The 16,918-nt window shown below is 72.2% G+C and carries 12 protein-coding genes and 2 tRNA genes; 3 read left to right on the top strand and 11 right to left on the bottom strand.

Features of this window, described 5'->3' with window-relative positions; all coding sequences use genetic code 11:
- On the bottom strand, positions 1–1,386 hold a 1,386-nt coding region (locus tag N869_RS06840; RefSeq protein WP_035059549.1), incomplete at its 3' end, for an FtsX-like permease family protein.
- Positions 1,383–2,150, bottom strand: coding sequence for an ABC transporter ATP-binding protein (locus N869_RS06835; protein ID WP_052105177.1), 768 nt, complete (start codon positions 2,148–2,150; stop codon positions 1,383–1,385). The genes N869_RS06835 and N869_RS06840, both read right to left, overlap by 4 nt.
- A gap of 154 nt (positions 2,151–2,304) precedes the next feature.
- Here N869_RS06835 and valS point away from each other — a divergent pair, with 154 nt between their 5' ends.
- Both valS and N869_RS06825 read left to right on the top strand, forming a co-directional pair.
- Positions 2,305–4,965, top strand: coding sequence for a valine--tRNA ligase (gene valS / locus N869_RS06830; protein WP_035059547.1), 2,661 nt, complete (start codon positions 2,305–2,307; stop codon positions 4,963–4,965).
- 94 nt (positions 4,966–5,059) lie between these two features.
- The gene (locus tag N869_RS06825) at positions 5,060–6,865 is read left to right on the top strand and encodes an AMP-dependent synthetase/ligase (RefSeq protein WP_035059546.1); all 1,806 of its coding nucleotides are present in this window, start codon (positions 5,060–5,062) and stop codon (positions 6,863–6,865) included.
- Between the two features lie 84 nt (positions 6,866–6,949).
- Here N869_RS06825 and N869_RS06820 read toward each other — a convergent pair whose 3' ends face one another.
- From N869_RS06820 to N869_RS06795, 6 genes are all read right to left on the bottom strand, one after another.
- On the bottom strand, positions 6,950–8,146 hold the full coding sequence (locus tag N869_RS06820; protein WP_035059558.1) for a baeRF2 domain-containing protein: 1,197 nt from the start codon (positions 8,144–8,146) through the stop codon (positions 6,950–6,952).
- Between the two features lie 100 nt (positions 8,147–8,246).
- A complete protein-coding gene (gene clpX, locus N869_RS06815) occupies positions 8,247–9,518 on the bottom strand; it encodes an ATP-dependent Clp protease ATP-binding subunit ClpX (protein ID WP_035059557.1) in 1,272 nt (423 codons plus the stop codon).
- A gap of 144 nt (positions 9,519–9,662) precedes the next feature.
- Positions 9,663–10,364, bottom strand: coding sequence for an ATP-dependent Clp protease proteolytic subunit (locus N869_RS06810; protein ID WP_035059545.1), 702 nt, complete (start codon positions 10,362–10,364; stop codon positions 9,663–9,665).
- Between the two features lie 61 nt (positions 10,365–10,425).
- Positions 10,426–11,049 (bottom strand): ATP-dependent Clp protease proteolytic subunit, encoded by a 624-nt coding sequence (locus N869_RS06805; protein ID WP_269545870.1) that lies wholly within the window; start codon positions 11,047–11,049, stop codon positions 10,426–10,428.
- A 199-nt stretch (positions 11,050–11,248) separates the two neighbouring features.
- Positions 11,249–12,604: a trigger factor gene (gene tig / locus N869_RS06800; protein WP_035059544.1), complete on the bottom strand. Its 1,356-nt coding sequence runs from the start codon at positions 12,602–12,604 to the stop codon at positions 11,249–11,251.
- A gap of 148 nt (positions 12,605–12,752) precedes the next feature.
- Positions 12,753–12,826 (bottom strand) — tRNA-Pro (locus tag N869_RS06795).
- 97 nt (positions 12,827–12,923) lie between these two features.
- Here N869_RS06795 and N869_RS06790 point away from each other — a divergent pair.
- Positions 12,924–12,994, top strand: a tRNA-Gly gene (locus tag N869_RS06790).
- Positions 12,995–13,016: 22 nt separating this feature from the next.
- On the opposite strand, the gene N869_RS06785 is transcribed toward N869_RS06790, so the two are convergent.
- From N869_RS06785 to N869_RS16470, 3 genes are read right to left on the bottom strand one after another with little or no spacing between them, the layout of a single operon-like run.
- On the bottom strand, positions 13,017–14,588 hold the full coding sequence (locus N869_RS06785; RefSeq protein ID WP_198025988.1) for a hypothetical protein: 1,572 nt from the start codon (positions 14,586–14,588) through the stop codon (positions 13,017–13,019).
- On the bottom strand, positions 14,585–15,979 hold the full coding sequence (locus N869_RS06780) for a hypothetical protein (RefSeq protein WP_035059543.1): 1,395 nt from the start codon (positions 15,977–15,979) through the stop codon (positions 14,585–14,587). Before N869_RS06780 ends, N869_RS06785 begins: the two co-directional genes overlap by 4 nt.
- Positions 15,976–16,869 (bottom strand): alpha/beta fold hydrolase, encoded by an 894-nt coding sequence (locus N869_RS16470; RefSeq protein ID WP_052105175.1) that lies wholly within the window; start codon positions 16,867–16,869, stop codon positions 15,976–15,978. The genes N869_RS06780 and N869_RS16470 overlap by 4 nt, the downstream gene beginning before the upstream one ends.
- Between the last annotated feature and the right edge of the window lie 49 nt (positions 16,870–16,918).

Genomic DNA, 16,918 nt, shown 5'->3' with positions numbered 1-16,918 from the left:
GAGGGCCCGCAGGGCCACGGGCACGACCGCCGGGGTCAGCACGAGCACCCCCAGCACCACACCGGCCGCGCCCACACCGAGCAGGGCCCCGTCGTTGCCGTTGCCGTCCTGGACCGCCGCCACCACGGCCGCCACACCCAGCGCCACGAGCAGCGCCCCGGACGCGGTGCGCCACCTGCCCGACCCGTCGTGGACCACCACGTCGTCGCGCATCGCCTCGACGGGCGGGGTCAGGGCCGCACGGCGTGCGGGGACCGCTGCCGAGACGAGGCTGACGAGGGTCCCGACGAGGACGGCGACCACCACGGTGCTGGTGTCCAGGGGGATGCGGCCGGACAGCTCCATTCCCATGGCCGCGAAGACCTCGCGCAGCACCGCGACCAGGCCGACGCCGGCCGCGACACCCAGCGCGGAGCCGAGCACCCCGACCACCAGGGCCTGCACCAGGATCGAGGTGAAGACCTGGGTGGGCGAGGCGCCCAGGGCCCGCAGCATCGCGAGCTCCCGTTGACGCTGGCGCACCGTCATCTGGAAGGTGTTCGCGATGATGAACCCACCCACGAACAGCGCCACCGCGGCGAACACGAGCAGGAACGTGGAGACGAACCCGAGGATCTGCTCGACCTGCTCGCGGGTCTCGGTGCGCAGCTCCTCCCCGGTGCGGACCTCGACACCGGCGGCCTGCAGCTCGGGAGCCAGGGCCGCGGTGACGGCGTCCACGAGGGTCTGCTCGTCGCGACCGTCGCCGTAGAGCGCGATCGCGGCGACCAGCCCGTCCGGGGCGTAGACGGACTCGGCCGTCGCAGGGTCCAGGAACACGATCGTCGCGCCCGCCACCGGCGCGCCGAACGCGATCTCGCCCACGACCTCGACCTCGACCGGTTGCTCGCCCCCGACGACGACCGTGGTGGTGTCACCCACCGCCAGCCCGGAGGTCCGCAGGGTGTTGGTCTCCAGCCCGATCTCCCCCGGGCCCGACGGCGCGCGCCCGCCGGTGACCTCGGTGGCGGGCTCGTCGGGGTGCAGGCCGGTCGCGAAGCTGGGCGCGCCACCGCCGGAGATCACCGCCGTGCCGTCGGCCCCCACCAGCACCACCGGGCCGGACACCTCCGGGACTGCGGCGTCCACGCCGTCGACCTCGAGCAACGGGTCCACCAGGTCGAGCGGCACCCGTGTGCCCGGGCCCTCGGTCTCCAGACCGGTGGGGCCACCGACGTAGGCGTCGCCGAGCATCGAGGTGTCGACCAGCTCACCGAACGTGGACGACAGCATGGCCCGCAGCGAGAACGTGCCCGCGACGAACGCCACGCCCAGGAGCACGGCCAGGACCGAGAGCAGGAACCGCCCCAGGTGGCTGCGCACGCCGCGCAGCGCGACCCGCCTCACCGGGTCACCGCACCGGTGCCCAGGTCCCTCAAGGCGTCCAGGACCGACTCGGGGGTCGGGCGCTCGAGCTCCCCGACGAGCCTGCCGTCGGCGAGGAACAGCACCCGGTGGGCGTAGGACGCGGCGGTCGGGTCGTGGGTGACCATCACCACCGACTGCGCCAGCTCGTCGACGGAGCGGCGCAGGAAGCCCAGGACCTCGCCGGAGGACCGGGAGTCCAGGTTGCCCGTCGGCTCGTCGGCGAACACCACCGACGGCTTCGACACCAGGGCCCGGGCGCACGCCACCCGCTGCTGCTGCCCGCCGGACAGCTCCGAGGGCCGGTGGCGCAGCCGGTCGCGCAACCCCACCGCGTCCACCACCGTGTCGAACCACTCCCGGTCCACGTCGGTGCGTGCGATGTCCAGCGGGAGGGTGATGTTCTCCTCGGCGGTCAGCGTGGGGATGAGGTTGAACGCCTGGAACACGAAACCCAGGCGGGTGCGGCGCAGGCGGGTGAGCTGGCGCTGCTTCATCCGGCCCACGTCCTCGCCGTCCACGACCACCCGCCCGGACGTCGGGGTGTCCAGGCCCGCCATGCAGTGCATCAGCGTCGACTTGCCCGACCCCGAGGGGCCCATGATCGCGGTCAGCTCACCGCGGGCGAAGTCCACGCTGAGCCCGTCCAGTGCGCGCACCGCCGCCTCGTCCTTGCCGTAGACCTTCACCAGGTCCCGTGCCGAACCGATCTGCCCCGCGTCGGTACCCGTCGCCAGTGGCCGCATGTCGCCGTCCTCGTCTCGAAGTGTCGGGTCGATCCTGCAGGCAGCAGCGTGACCGCGTCATCAGGAATCTCCCCCACCCGACCCTGAGCCGACCCCGACCCCGGCCCCGGACGCGGTGGAGCGGTGTGCCCGCGGTCTGGGAGGATCGTCCACCATGAGCGACCTCCAGCCCCGACCGGCCTCCGACCCCACGACGCCCGCGCCGTCCCGGGTACCGGACAAGGTCAGTCTCGACGGGCTGGAGGAGCGGTGGGACGCGGCCTGGACCGAGCAGGGCACCTACGCCTTCGACCGCACCCGCAGCCGCGACCAGGTGTACTCGATCGACACCCCGCCGCCCACGGTGTCCGGGTCGCTGCACGTGGGCCACGTGTTCTCCTACACCCACACCGACCTCGTCGCGCGGTACCAGCGGATGCGCGGGCGCGAGGTCTTCTACCCCATGGGGTGGGACGACAACGGCCTGCCGACCGAGCGCCGCGTGCAGAACTACTACGGGGTGCGGTGCGACCCGACCCTCCCCTACGACCCCGACCTGGTGCCCCCGCACGAGGGTGGGGAGGGCAAGAGCGTCAAGGCCGCCGACCAGGTGCCGATCTCGCGACGGAACTTCGTCGAGCTGTGCGAGCGGCTCACGGTCGAGGACGAGCGCCAGTTCGAGGCGCTGTGGCGGCGCCTGGGCCTGTCGGTGGACTGGTCCCACCACTACCAGACCATCGACGCGCGGTCGCGGACCGTCGCCCAGAAGGCGTTCCTGCGCAACCTGGCCCGTGGTGAGGCCTACCAGGCGCAGGCACCGGGCCTGTGGGACGTGACGTTCCAGACGGCGGTGGCGCAGGCCGAGCTCGAGGCACGCGAGTACCCGGGCCACTTCCACCGGGTGGCGTTCCACCGCACCGACGGGTCCGGGCCGGTGCACATCGAGACCACGCGCCCCGAGCTGATCCCCGCGGTGGTGGCGCTCATCGCCCACCCCGACGACGAGCGGTACCAGCACCTGTTCGGCACGACGGTCCGTGCGCCCCTGTTCGACGTCGAGGTGCCGGTCCTGGCCCACCCCGCCGCCGAGCCCGACAAGGGCGCGGGCATCGCGATGTGCTGCACGTTCGGTGACCTCACCGACGTCCAGTGGTGGCGCGAGCTGCAGCTGCCCACCCGCTCGGTCGTCGGTCGAGACGGACGCCTGCTGCGCGAGACCCCCGAGTGGATCACCACCGAGGGTGGACGGGCACGCTACGAGGAGATGGCCGGCAAGACGACCTTCTCGGGACGCGCGTCCGTCGTCGAGGCCCTGCAGGCCTCGGGCGACCTGGACGGTGAGCCCACCCCCACCAAGCGGATGGCGAACTTCTTCGAGAAGGGCGACAAGCCCCTGGAGATCGTGACCTCACGCCAGTGGTACATCCGCAACGGGGGTCGGGACGAGGGCGCGGGCCAGGGCCTGCGCGAGCAGCTGCTGGGCCGCGGCACCGAGCTGCAGTTCCACCCCGAGTTCATGCGGGTGCGGTACGAGAACTGGGTCGGGGGCCTCAACGGCGACTGGCTGATCTCCAGGCAGCGGTTCTTCGGGGTGTCGATCCCGCTGTGGTACCCCGTGACGGCCGACGGCGAGGTCGACCACGACCACCCGATCGTCCCCGACGAGTCCCTGCTGCCCGTGGACCCCTCGAGCGACGTGCCGCCCGGGTACACCGCCGCGCAGCGCGGCGTGCCCGGTGGGTTCGTCGGTGAGGCCGACGTGATGGACACGTGGGCGACGTCCTCGCTCACGCCGCAGATCGCCGGTGGCTGGGAGCACGACCCCGACCTGTTCGAGCGGGTGTTCCCCATGGACCTGCGCCCCCAGGGGCAGGACATCATCCGCACCTGGCTGTTCTCCACGGTGGTGCGCGCGCACCTGGAGCACGACTCGCTCCCGTGGCGGCACGCCGCGATCAGCGGCTGGATCCTGGACCCGGACCGCAAGAAGATGTCGAAGTCCAAGGGCAACGTCGTCACCCCGATGGGTCTGCTGGAGAAGCACGGCTCGGACGCGGTCCGCTACTGGGCGGCGTCGGCCCGCCTCGGGACGGACGCGGCCTTCGAGGTCGGCCAGATGAAGATCGGTCGCCGTCTGGCGATCAAGGTCCTGAACGCCTCGAAGTTCGCGCTCGGGTTCGCCGGCGACGCAGGCCCGGCCGCCGACCCGGCCCTGGTGACCGAGACCCTGGACCGGGCGATGCTCGCGGGACTGGCCGAGGTCGTCGAGAAGGCCACCGCCGCGTACGAGGCCTACGACCACACCCGCGCCCTGGAGGTCACCGAGACGTTCTTCTGGACGTTCTGCGACGACTACCTCGAGCTGGTCAAGGACCGTGCGTACGGCTCGGGTGCCACCGAGGCCGACGCCTCCGCGCCGACCGTCTCCGCACGTGCCGCCCTGGCCCTCGCGCTGGACACCCTGCTGCGCCTGCTCGCGCCGGTGCTGCCGTTCGCGACCGAGGAGGTCTGGTCGTGGTGGAAGGAGGGCTCGGTGCACCGTGCCGGCTGGCCCACGGCCGCCCCTCTGCGCGACGCCGCCCAGGGCGCCGACCCCGCGGTGCTAGGCGCGGCGGGCGGGGCCCTGGCCGCACTCAGGAAGGTGAAGTCCGAGGCGAAGGTCTCGATGCGCACCACGATCGTCCGCGCGGTGCTCGACCTGCCGGCCGGTCAGCTCGAGCTGGTGCGGGCCGCCGTCGTCGACGTGACCGCGGCAGGACGGGTGACGGACCTGCAGCTGCACGGCGCCGACGTCGAGCAGGCCACCGTGACCGAGAGCGAGCTCGAGCAGGTCTGAGGGTCCCGGCCCGGGTGGTCGGCCCCGCGATAAGGTCGCGGGCGACCACCCGGGTGCCCCCGCACCCGTCCCGGCCCACCCCAGCGGAGACGACGTGCGTCAGACGACCAGCCCGAGCCTCATCGGTGACGACCCGAGCGGCTCGATCCCGCGCATGCTGGCCGAACGGCTGGAGCGGTCCCCCGGCTCGACCCTGATCGAACGCACCGCGGCGCTGGGCAGCGCCTGGACACCGGTGACGACGCGGGCGTTCGTCGCCGAGGTCACCGCGGTGGCCAAGGGCCTGGTCGCCCGCGGTGTGGAACCCGGCGACCGCGTCTCGATCATGAGCCGCACCCGTTACGAGTGGACGTTGCTGGACTTCGCCACCTGGGCGGCCGGCGCCGTGCCCGTACCGGTGTACGAGACGTCGTCGGCCGAGCAGGTCCACTGGATCCTGTCCGACGCCCAGGTGCGCCTGGCCGTGGTCGAGACCACCGCCCACGCCGCCGTCACCGAGCAGGTCAGGGACCGGCTCGAGGCGCTCACCGACGTGCTCGTCCTCGACGACGACGCCGTCCAGACCCTCGTGGCGGACGGCGCGGACGTCCCCGACGCCGAGATCGAGCGTCGCAGCGCCCTGGCCGGGATGGACGACCTCGCCACGATCATCTACACGTCCGGGACCACGGGACGGCCCAAGGGTGTGGAGCTGACCCACGGCAACTTCGTGTCCCTGACCCGCGAGGGGACCGCCGGGCTGCCGGACGTGGTCGCCCGCCCGGGGTCGCGGACGCTGCTGTTCATGCCGCTCGCGCACGTGTTCGCCCGGTTCATCCAGGTGCTGTGCGTGCCCTCGGGCGCGGTCCTGGGCCACACCCCCGACACCAAGAACCTGCTGGCCGACCTGCAGACCTTTCGCCCCACCTTCATCCTGAGCGTGCCGCGCGTGTTCGAGAAGGTCTACAACTCCGCCGAGCAGAAGGCTGCGGCCTCACCGGTGCGGCTCAAGCTGTTCCGGTGGGCGGCCCACACCTCGATCACCTACTCCCAGGCCCTGGACCGCGCCGACGGTCCCCCGCTGGGTCTGCGCGTGCAGCACGCCCTCGCCGACCGCCTGGTCCTGCGGCGGCTGCGGGCCGCGCTCGGGGGCCAGGCCAGGTACGCGGTCTCCGGTGGTGCGCCCCTGGGTGCACGGCTCGGCCACTTCTTCCGGGGTCTGGGCCTGCAGGTGCTCGAGGGGTACGGCCTGACCGAGACCACGGCGCCCACCGCCGTCAACCGCCCCGAGAAGACCAAGATCGGGACCGTGGGCACCCCGTTCCCCGGGGCCTCGATCCGGATCGCGGACGACGGCGAGATCGAGGTGAGCGGGGCGCACGTGTTCCGCGGCTACCACCGCAACGAGGAGGCCACCGCCGAGGCGCTGATCGACGGCTGGTTCCGCACCGGTGACCTGGGGAGCCTGGACGAGGACGGGTTCCTCACCATCACGGGCCGCAAGAAGGAGATCATCGTCACCGCGGGTGGCAAGAACGTCGCCCCGGCCGTGCTCGAGGACCGTCTGCGTGGCCACCCCCTGGTGAGCCAGGTGGTCGTGGTGGGCGACGGGCGGCCCTACATCGGGGCGCTGGTGACCCTCGACGCAGAGATGCTCCCCGGGTGGCTGGTCGGCCACGACCTCCCATCCATGGACGTGGCGGCCGCCGCCCGCAGCCACGCGGTCCTGGCCGCGCTGGACCGTGCCGTGGACCGCACCAACGAGGCGGTCTCCCGGGCGGAGTCCATCCGTCGCATCCGGGTGCTGCGCACCGAGTTCACCGAGGCCAACGGTTACCTGACCCCGTCCATGAAGGTGCGCCGCGAGGCCGTCCTCGCGGACTTCGCGACCGAGATCGACGCCCTGTACGACGAGCAGTGAGTCGGGGCCGGCGTTCATCCGCCGGGCCCCGACCCTCGTGCCCGCCCCGCGCGGCCACACCTCGGTGGCCGCGCGTCGGCGTCGTCAGTGGCCCTTGCGGTGGGTGTCCTCGGTGTAGCTGGGGGCGGTCTCGTGCGGGGTGGCCTGGTCGTTCCACCGGAGCAGCGCCGCGACCCCGTCGACGACGTCGACACTGCCCTCGAGCAGGAACGTCACACCGGCGTCCTGCGCGAGCGCAGCCCTGAGCAGCGCGACGTCGCCCCGGACGGCTCGCGTGTGCTTCTCGTCCACGCCCAGCGCCGCGATCTCGGAGGCCCGCATCCCGAGGTGCAGCGGCTCCGGGCCGGCCCACAGCTCGTGGTCACCCAGGGGGGCGGCGCTGCCGGCCGCGTCCTCGATCACGATCAGCTCGCTGACCTGACCCCGGCGCAGCACCTCGACCACGTCCGGCAGCGACGTCACGGCCCCCTCCCCGCGTCCCAGGGCCTCGCGGAGCCTGTCGGCGACGTCCTCCCGGCGCCGGGCCCGGAACGCCTCGAGCACGGCGTGCACGTTCTCGGCGAACGCCTCCTCCTTGACCCCCTCCGCCCTGGACCCGCCGGGGACCTCGACGAGCAGCTCGGCGGTCTGCTGACCGACGGCCCCGCGGATCAGGGGCACCGCACGGACGTCCCCGGTGATCATCACGAGGTCGGGGCGGTGCTCGACGACCGCCCGGTCCAGCTCGGCCGCGACGACCTCGGCGTTGCGGTCCCAGGAGTCCTCCACGCGGGACTGCATGCGGCGGTGGGACCAGCCGCCCGCCCGCACCTTGTGCAGGACGTCGTGCCCACCCTCCACGGCCTCCATCGGCTGGTCCGCGGCGTGGCTCTGGCTCCCGGACCAGGACAGGTCGGCCCCCGAACGGTCGACCTCGACCAAGAGGTACCGGACGGCCTCGTCGGCGGCCTGCGCGGCCGGCATCAACGCCGGGATCCCGTCGTGGTAGGCCTCGTCCCGGGGTGGGGCGTCCGCCAGGACCCGGTCGAACAGGACCTCGCCCTCACCTGCCACCACGAAGCGTCCGTGCGGGCCCGGGACGTGTGTGGGCCGGAGCACCACCTCAGCCAGCGCCTGGAGGTCCCCTTCTGGCGCGCCCTGGGACTCCAGCTGCCGCCGCAGGCCGTTCCAGCGGCTACGGATGTCGCGGTCGCCGGCGTCCTCGGCACGGGTCACGTCCAGGGAGACCGTCGTCAGCGAACCGGAACGGTCAAGGAGCGGCTTGAGCGAGTCGAGCTTCATCGAGCACCTCACGATCGGGTCGTCGAGGCCGGTCCACGACCGGCCCTTCCTTCCCTGACCACCCTGGTCCACGGTGACGGAAGCCGCCACCGGGCGCCGATCAGGCCGACTTCTCCCGCGGGGTGCGCTTGCTCGACGGCTCCCGGGGGACCAGCGTGGGGTTCACGTTGTCCAGGACCACGCTGCGGTCGATGACCACGCGCGCGACGTCGTCGCGGCTGGGCACGTCGAACATCACCTGCTGCAGGACCTCCTCGAGGATGGCGCGGAGCCCACGGGCCCCCGTCCCTCGCAGCAGTGCCTGGTCGGCGACCGCGTCCACCGCGTCCGGGGTGAACTCGAGCTCGACCCCGTCGATCTCGAACATCCGCTGGTACTGCTTCAGCAGGGCGTTGCGGGGCTCGGTGAGGATCTGCACCAGGGCCTGCCGGTCCAGCGGCGACACCGTGGTGATCACCGGTACCCGCCCGATGAACTCAGGGATCAAGCCGAACTTCAGCAGGTCCTCGGGCATGACGTCGCCGTAGACGTCCGAGTCGTCCGCCGAGTGCAGGGGCGCCCCGAACCCGATCCCACGCCGCCCGGCCCGGGAGGTGATGATCTCGTCCAGGCCCGCGAACGCGCCCGCGACGATGAACAGGACGTTGGTGGTGTCGATCTGGATGAACTCCTGGTGCGGGTGCTTGCGCCCGCCCTGCGGTGGCACCGACGCCGTGGTGCCCTCCAGGATCTTCAGCAACGCCTGCTGCACACCCTCACCGGACACGTCACGGGTGATCGACGGGTTCTCACTCTTGCGGGCGATCTTGTCGACCTCGTCGATGTAGATGATGCCCGTCTCGGCCTTCTTGACGTCGTAGTCGGCGGCCTGGATCAGCTTGAGGAGGATGTTCTCGACGTCCTCGCCCACGTAGCCGGCCTCGGTCAGCGCCGTGGCGTCAGCGATCGCGAAGGGCACGTTGAGCATCTTCGCGAGGGTCTGCGCCAGGTACGTCTTGCCGCACCCCGTCGGGCCGATCAGCAGGATGTTGGACTTGGCGAGCTCGATCTGCTCGCCCTCGCCCTTGGTCGACTCACCGGCCTGGATCCGCTTGTAGTGGTTGTACACCGCGACGGCCAGCGACCGCTTGGCGGCCTCCTGCCCCACGATGTACTCCTCCAGGAAGTCGAAGATCTCCCTCGGCTTGGGGAGCTCGACCATCCCGACCTCGGTGGCCTCGGCGAGCTCCTCCTCGATGATCTCGTTGCAGAGGTCGATGCACTCGTCGCAGATGTACACGCCGGGTCCGGCGATGAGCTTCTTGACCTGCTTCTGGCTCTTGCCGCAGAAGGAGCACTTCAGCAGGTCCGCGCCGTCACCGATGCGTGCCACTGCGATCTCCTCCCTGCAGGCACCGTCCCGCACCTGTCATGTCATCCATTGCACACCACTGCGCGGTCCATGTCAGCACGAGGAGGCCCCCACGGCGTGTCCTTTCACCCGGTCGTGACCGGAATGTGACCTCTGCGGTGGTTCTCAGGCAGGGGTGGTCGGCGTCTTCCGGCTGGCCAGGACCTGGTCCACGAGCCCGTACTCCAGGGACTGCTGGGCCGAGAGGATCTTGTCGCGCTCGATGTCCTGGCGCACCTGCTCCACGTCACGTCCGCTGTGACGGGCGATCGTGTCCTCGAGCCACTCGCGCATCCGGATCAGCTCGTTGGCGTGGATCTCGATGTCCGACGCCTGCGCGTACCCCCCGCCCTGGAGGGCCGGCTGGTGGATGAGGACACGCGCGTTGGGCAGTGCCAGGCGCTTGCCGGGCGAACCGGCCGCCAGCAGCACCGCGGCGGCCGACGCAGCCTGCCCCAGGCAGACGGTCTGGATCTGCGGCTTGATGTACTGCATCGTGTCGTAGATCGCCGTCATGGCGGTGAAGGACCCGCCCGGGGAGTTGATGTACAGGATGATGTCGCGGTCCGGGTCCTGGCTCTCCAGGACCAGCAGCTGGGCCATCACGTCGTCGGCGGACGCGTCGTCCACCTGCACCCCGAGGAAGATGATGCGGTCCTCGAAGAGCTTGGTGTAGGGGTCCTGACGCTTGAAGCCGTAGGCGGTGCGCTCCTCGAACTGGGGCAGGACGTACCGGGACGTGGGCGCCCCGTAGGGCAGCGCAGGGCTGCCGGCGACACCGCCCGCCAGGGCGGACGCGCGGGAGATGAACTGGTGCTCGGTGCTCACGGGTGCTCCTCGATGACTGGGGTGGACGACGCTCGTGGGTCAGGCGGTCGGACGGCGGGCCTCAGCCGGCCGTGCCACCGCCCCCGCTGACCGAGCCCGAGTGGGTGACGACGTGGTCGATGAACCCGTACTCCAGGGCCTCCTGGGCGGTGAACCAGCGGTCACGGTCGGCGTCGGCGTTGATCTGCTCGACGCTCTTGCCGGTCTGCTCGGCGGTGAGCTCGGCCAGCACCCGCTTCATGTGCAGGATCAGCTCGGCGTGGATGCGGACGTCGGTGGCGGTGCCGCCGATGCCACCCGAGGGCTGGTGCATCATGACCCGCGAGTGGGGGGTGGCGTACCGCTTGCCGCGGGCCCCGGACGAGAGCAGGAACTGCCCCATCGACGCGGCCATGCCCATCGCCACGGTCGCGACGTCGGGCTGGATGAACTGCATCGTGTCGTAGATCGCCATGCCCGCGGTGATCGAACCACCCGGGGAGTTGATGTACAGGTAGATGTCCTTGTCGGGGTCCTCCGCCGCCAGGAGCATCATCTGCCCGCAGATCGCGTTGGCGTTCTCGTCCCTGACCTCGGAGCCGAGCCAGATGATCCGCTCACGCAGCAACCGGTTGTAGACGTGGTCGTTGAGCCCGAGGTGGGGCCCGTCCCCTCGCGCGTCGCGCGGCGGCAGTGCGTGGCTGATCTCGTTCACGGCTCTCCCTCGTCGATCCCCGGGAGTCCCGGGACCTTCTGGTGTGCAGCGACCCTAACGCGACGGGCGACGACGGTCCGAGCCGTGCCACGCCGTTTCGCTGACGGCGCACGCGCGTCGACACCACCCGGGACACGCGTGGGGCCCCGGCCGAACACCCGGCCGGGGCCCCACGCGCACTGCTACGAGGTCACTTCTGGTCGTCATCCTCGGCCATCGCGGCCTCGATCTCCTCCTGGGCGACGGTGATCGCGTCCTCGTCGTCGCTCTCGTCGCTCCCGATCACGTCGCTGAGGTCCACGGCGTTGCCCGAGGCGTCCACGACGGAGACCTGACGGAGCGCGACCGCGACCGCCTTGGACCGCCCCACCTCGGCGACCATGGCGGGGATCTGACCCTGCTCGTCGACGGTCTTGATAAACGTGTTGGGGTCCATGCCGTACTGGCGCGAGGCGTTGACGAGGTAGTCGAGCAGCTCGTTCTGCGCGACCTTGACCTCCAGGCCCTCGGCGAGGGTGTCGAGCAGGATCTGGGTCGAGAGCGCCTCGCGGGCCTGCTCGACGACCTCGGTCCGGTGCTCGTCGTCACCCTGGCGACCCTCGGACTCCAGGTGGCGCTCGACCTCGGCCTCGACCACCCGCTGGGGCACGGGGATCTCGATGCCGGAGCGGATCGCCTCGAGGAACCGGTCCCGCGCCTGGACGGCCTGGTCGGTGACCTTGCCCCGGGCCGCCTGCTCACGCAGGTCCGCACGGAGCTCCTCGAGCGTGTCGAACTCGCTCGCGAGCTCGGCGAACTCGTCGTCGGCGGCCGGGAGCTCCCGCTCCTTGACCGAGGTGGCGGTGACGGTCACCTGGGCGCTCTGCCCCGCGTGGTCCCCGCCGGCCAGTGACGTCTCGAAGGTGGTGGTCTCACCGGCCGAGAGGCCCACGAGCGCCTCGTCCAGGCCCTCGAGCATGTTGCCCGCGCCGATCTGGTAAGAGATGCCGCTGACCGAGTCGACCTCGTCGCCGTCGACGGTGGCCTTCAGGTCCACCACGACGAAGTCGCGGTCCTTGGCGGGCCGGTCGACCCCCACCAGGGTGCCGAACCGCTCGCGCAGGGTCTCCAGGCGCTCGTCGACGTCGGCGTCGGTCACCTCGGCGTCGTCCACCGTGATCGTCAGGGAACCGAGCTCGGGCAGGTCCAGGGTCGGGCGCACGTCGACCTCGGCCGTGAAGCTCAGGCCACCGTCGGTCTCGGTGAGTGCCGGGATCGCCGTGACCTCGATCTGCGGCTGGCCGAGGGGGCGCAGGTCGGCCTCGGTGACCGCCTGGCGGTAGAAGCCGGGCATGCCCTCGTTGACGGCGTGCTCGATGACCGCGGCCCGACCCACGCGCTGGTCCAGGATGCGCGGGGGCACCTTGCCCTTGCGGAAGCCGGGGATCTGGACCTGCGAGCCGATGTGCTCGTACGCGTGGTCGATGCTCGGCTTCAGCTCGTCGTGGGACACCTCGACGGTCAGCTTGACCGTGGTGGCATCGATGGTCTCGACGGCGCTCTTCACAGCAGTGGTCTCCAACGGCTCGGGTGCGGTCCGCCGGGTCCTCCCGACGGGACGAGGCCGGACAGGCCCCGAGGTGACGTGGCGTACGGGCGCGCAGCAGCGCCGCCCGTGGCCCCACGATCGTACGGCACCGCGGGGTCCACACCGGTCGGGATGACAGGATTTGAACCTGCGACCTTCCGCTCCCAAAGCGGACGCGCTACCAACCTGCGCCACATCCCGTTGCACCGCACCCTACTGGCACCGCAGGCCCGGGTGCGGACCACCGTCGGGGAGCCGTTAGGCTGTGTGCGCGCCGCCGCCCTCACGGGGTGGCCGTGCGGGCGTAGCTCAATGGTAGAGCCCCAGTCTTCCAAACTGGCTACGCGGGTTCGATTCCCGTCGCCCGCTCCCAGCACCCCTCCCGTACACGTCACATCCGGCTCGGTGGTGGCCCCAGAGGCCGGACCACCAGGCCACCCCAGTCACGCCACGCCGGGCACGACGGCGCCGGCTCCTGGTCGAGGAACGCGCTGATCTCCCGGTAGTACGGCGGCGAGATCGGCAGGTACGGGTGCGCCACCCGCGCCGGGCACGCGTTGCGGTCCACGTCCATGCGCCACCCCTCCGGCAGCAGCGGCAGGTCGGTGGCCGAGTGGACCGCCAGGGTGCGCACCCCGTCCCCGACGGGCCGGGAGAAGACCTCCTGCGGCCGACCCGCCGTACCCAGGAGGTCCTGCGCAGCGGGGGCCCGGGGGTCGAAGTGGAAGTCCACCGCCGCAGCAGCCGGACCGATGACCCCCAGCAGGTGTCCCAGCACCGCCCCTGACCCGTGGGAGCCGGCCTCGGCGTACCCGACCACCGAGTGGGGGAAGGGCCCGACCAGGACGAGGACGTCGACGTCGGCCAGGCCCTGGGCCACGGCGTCCCACACGATCCACGCACCGTGGGAGTGGGTGGCGACCGTCAACGGCCGCGGCAGGTCCTCCACCTGGGCGGCGAAGGCCTCGACCTGCTCGTCCACGGGCCGCTGGGTGTGGTGCGGCTCGTACGGGGCGCCGGTGGTGATCGGGCACGTGGCCGTCCCCCGGGGTTGGCCGTCGCCCGGGCCCGCGTAGGACACGTAGAAGGTCTGCTCGCACGTGAACCCCAGGCGCTCAGGACTCGTGTCGAAGATCGCCCCGCGCCCCGAGGAGGAGTTGATGCCCGACATCAGCAGCAACGCCCCCTCCCGCGGGGGGTCGTCCTCGGGCATCGGCCCGGTGTCCCTGGTCAGCAGGAACACCACCGCGGCGGCCCCGACCAGGACCACCACGGTCGTCAGCCACGCCACGGGTGCGCGGGGCGGTGCGGCCAGGCGGCGCACCGCGAGCGCCGTCGCCAGGCCCGAGAGCGGGACCATGGCCAGGGTCGGGAGGTCACCTGCCTCGGCCACGACCCCGAGGACGGCGAGGACCGCGAGGTAGGGCACGGTGACGTCGACCCGCAGGCCCTCGCGCCACGCGTGCCGCAGGCCGGTGCCGTTCCCGCTGCGCCAGGGGCCGGGCCCCAGGACGAGGACCGCTACGACGACGACCCCCACCCCGGGCCAGAACAGGCGCGAGTAGAGGACGGTGTGGGCGACGGTGATGACGAACGCCGCCAGGGCCAGCGGCACGGCCAGCAGCAGGTAGAAGCGCAACGCCCGGAGCACCAGGGGTGGACGGATCCCACCGAGCGCCCACGCCATCACCAGCACACGCACCGCGAGCAGGCCGACGAGGAGGACGGCGAGGGCCTCCCACGACGGGGCGTGGACGAGCAGCACCCTCAGGTCGGTGAACAGGTCCAGCGGTGGGAGCGCCACGAGGTGGACCAGGCCGGGCCACACCGGCAGCACGCCGGTGGCGGCGAGCAGGAGCGTGCCGCCGGACAACGCCGCGTAGGGCCACAGCCGGCTCCACGCGGGCAGGGGCGGTGCCTCCTGCACCGGGTGTGCGTCGACGGGGCTCGTCGTGGTGCTCACCGGGTGACCGCCACGTCCTCCCAGCGGACGCCCTCGTAGTCACCTGCCTGGGCCAGGAACTCCTCGAGCTCGGGCATCGACAGGGGCGCGGGGACCGGGTAGCGCGCGGGGAACCGCGCGAGCTCACGGTCGTAGCTGCCGAACTGGGCGAAGTCGAACGGGAAGTCCTCCAGGTCCGTGCCGGCGTAGCGTCCCGTGCGTCGGGCACGGTCCAGGACCTGCTGCCACGCCTCGCCCGACGGCTGCCCGATGGTCTCGACCCCGTTCTGGAACAGGGTGAGCAGGACGTCGTCGAACGGTTCCCGGGCGTCGAGGTAGTCGACGAGGCGGCGCATGGAGTTCTCCTCGTTGAAGAACATCCAGTAGGGCACCGAGCCCGTGCGCAGCGCCCACCAGGGGGAGCTGATCGCGAACGACCCGACGAACAGCCGGTTCGCGGGGATGTTGCGGCGCGCGTACCACCACCGGTACAGGTCGGCGACGAGCGGGCTGAGTGCGTCGGGGTGGTCGAACACCAGGCGCCGGACGCGCACCCCGCGCTCGGCCGCGTAGCGCAGCACGTCGTCACGCAGGGCGGGGGCGAACCCCCACTCGGCCTCGGGGCTGCGGGTGTCGGGCTCGGGCTCGGGCCAGGACCTGACCGGGGAGTCCTGAGCGGCCAGGTACTCCTCGACCCGCGGCCCACCGCGGTGGAACTCGTCCTCGGTGGCGCCCCCGAGCGCGCCGTGCTGGAAGACGTGCCGCTCACCGACGGTGGTGGTGCTCCACGAGGCGGTGCACTCGCTGAGCAGGATGGTGCCGCCGGGTGCGAGCCGCTCGTCGAGGAACCGCTCGTAGCCCTCGCCCAGGGTGCGTCGCTTGTACCTGAAGTAGGTCAGGGCCCTGACCATCTGGCGGTCCTGGGCCGCGTCGTGCATGTGGTGGAGCTGGATGTCGGGGTGCTTCTCGACGAACGTGCGGCCGGGCCCGCGCCCCTTCTCCAGGGCCCCGACGGGGTCGTCGGGGTGGACCCGCTGACGGACGGGGACCAGGAGGGTCTGGGGCAGCCACGGCATGCCGAGCGCGGCGTTGAGGTAGACGAGCGCCCCTGAGGAGGAGCCGACGGCGACCTGGGGGTACCGGCCCTGCGGGTAGGACGAGGCAACCCACTCCGAGGCCTCCTCCAGGTCCAGGCCGCCCAGGCGCCGGGAGCTGATCGTCTCCAGTGCGCCGAACCCGAGGAACAGCTTCCCGCGCACGCGTGGCGGGAGCCAGCGGGTCGCGCGCGCCAGGGGCCGCAGGAACGGGGGGTTGCCCAGGGCGGGGAACGACTCCCCGTGCAGCACCTTGCCGGTGGCCATCACCATGGTCGAGGCCGAGTCGAAGCCTGCGAGGTAGCTGGGGACGCTCACGGGTGCACCTCCGTGTTCGGGTCCGTGGTCGGGTCCACCGTCGGGTCCACGTGGCCGCGGACGAGGCGGGCGAGCTCCAGGGGGTTCTCGTAGCAGGCGGCGTGCACCGCACCGGGCACGGGGGCGAAGCGTCCCCTGGGTGCCTGGCGTGCGAGTCTGCGGGCCCAGTGCTCGGTGAGGAGGGGGTCCCTGCTGCCGCGGACCACCAGCACGGGGCACCGGACCCCTGGCACCTCGTCCTCGGGGCGGTGGCGCAGGGCCGCACCGAAGGTGCGCAGCGCGCGCGGGATGCCCGCCCGGGCGTAGTCGCGCACCTGCATCGCGCGCAGCGGCAGGGACTGGGTCGCCTGCTCGGCCTGCCAGCGCAGCACCTGGCTGGACCAGCGTCGTCGCCGCGCGTCCACGGTGGGGCTGACGAGGACCAGGGAGTCCACGAGCCCGGGGTCGCGGGCGGCCGCTGCGAGTGCGACCTGCGCGCCGAGGGAGGTGCCCACCAGGGTGACGGGGCCGTCCACCTCTGCCCTGCACCAGCGTGCGAGCGCGACGGCGAGCTCGGGGACCTGCGGCACCGGTCGGGGCTTGCTCGACCGGCCGCAGCCGGGCAGGTCGGGCGCCAGGACGGTGCCGTCCGCCGCGAGGATCTCGGCGGTGGGTGCGCACATGCCGGAGGCGACCACGAGCCCGTGGACGAGCACCACCGGCCGCGTCGGTGGTCCGTCGGTCCCGCCAGGCGGGTCCCAGCGCCGCCCGGCGAGCGACCATGGTCGGCGTCGGGAGCGACGGGGGGCGCGCGCGACCCAGCTCTCGGGTGGGTCGACGTCGTGCCGCACACGGGACCGTGCGGGTGCCGCCTCGCGCACCGGGTGGGGTCGCAGGAGCGTGGCGGTCATGCTCGCACCGCCTTCACGGTCATGCCGACCGCGGCGACGCCGGCCAGGC

The sequence above is a fragment of the Cellulomonas bogoriensis 69B4 = DSM 16987 genome, from assembly GCF_000767165.1.
GTDB classification, from domain to species: Bacteria; Actinomycetota; Actinomycetes; order Actinomycetales; family Cellulomonadaceae; genus Actinotalea; species Actinotalea bogoriensis.
Note: the sequence above shows the minus strand (reverse complement) of the source record. Positions and strands in the feature narration are given on the sequence as shown.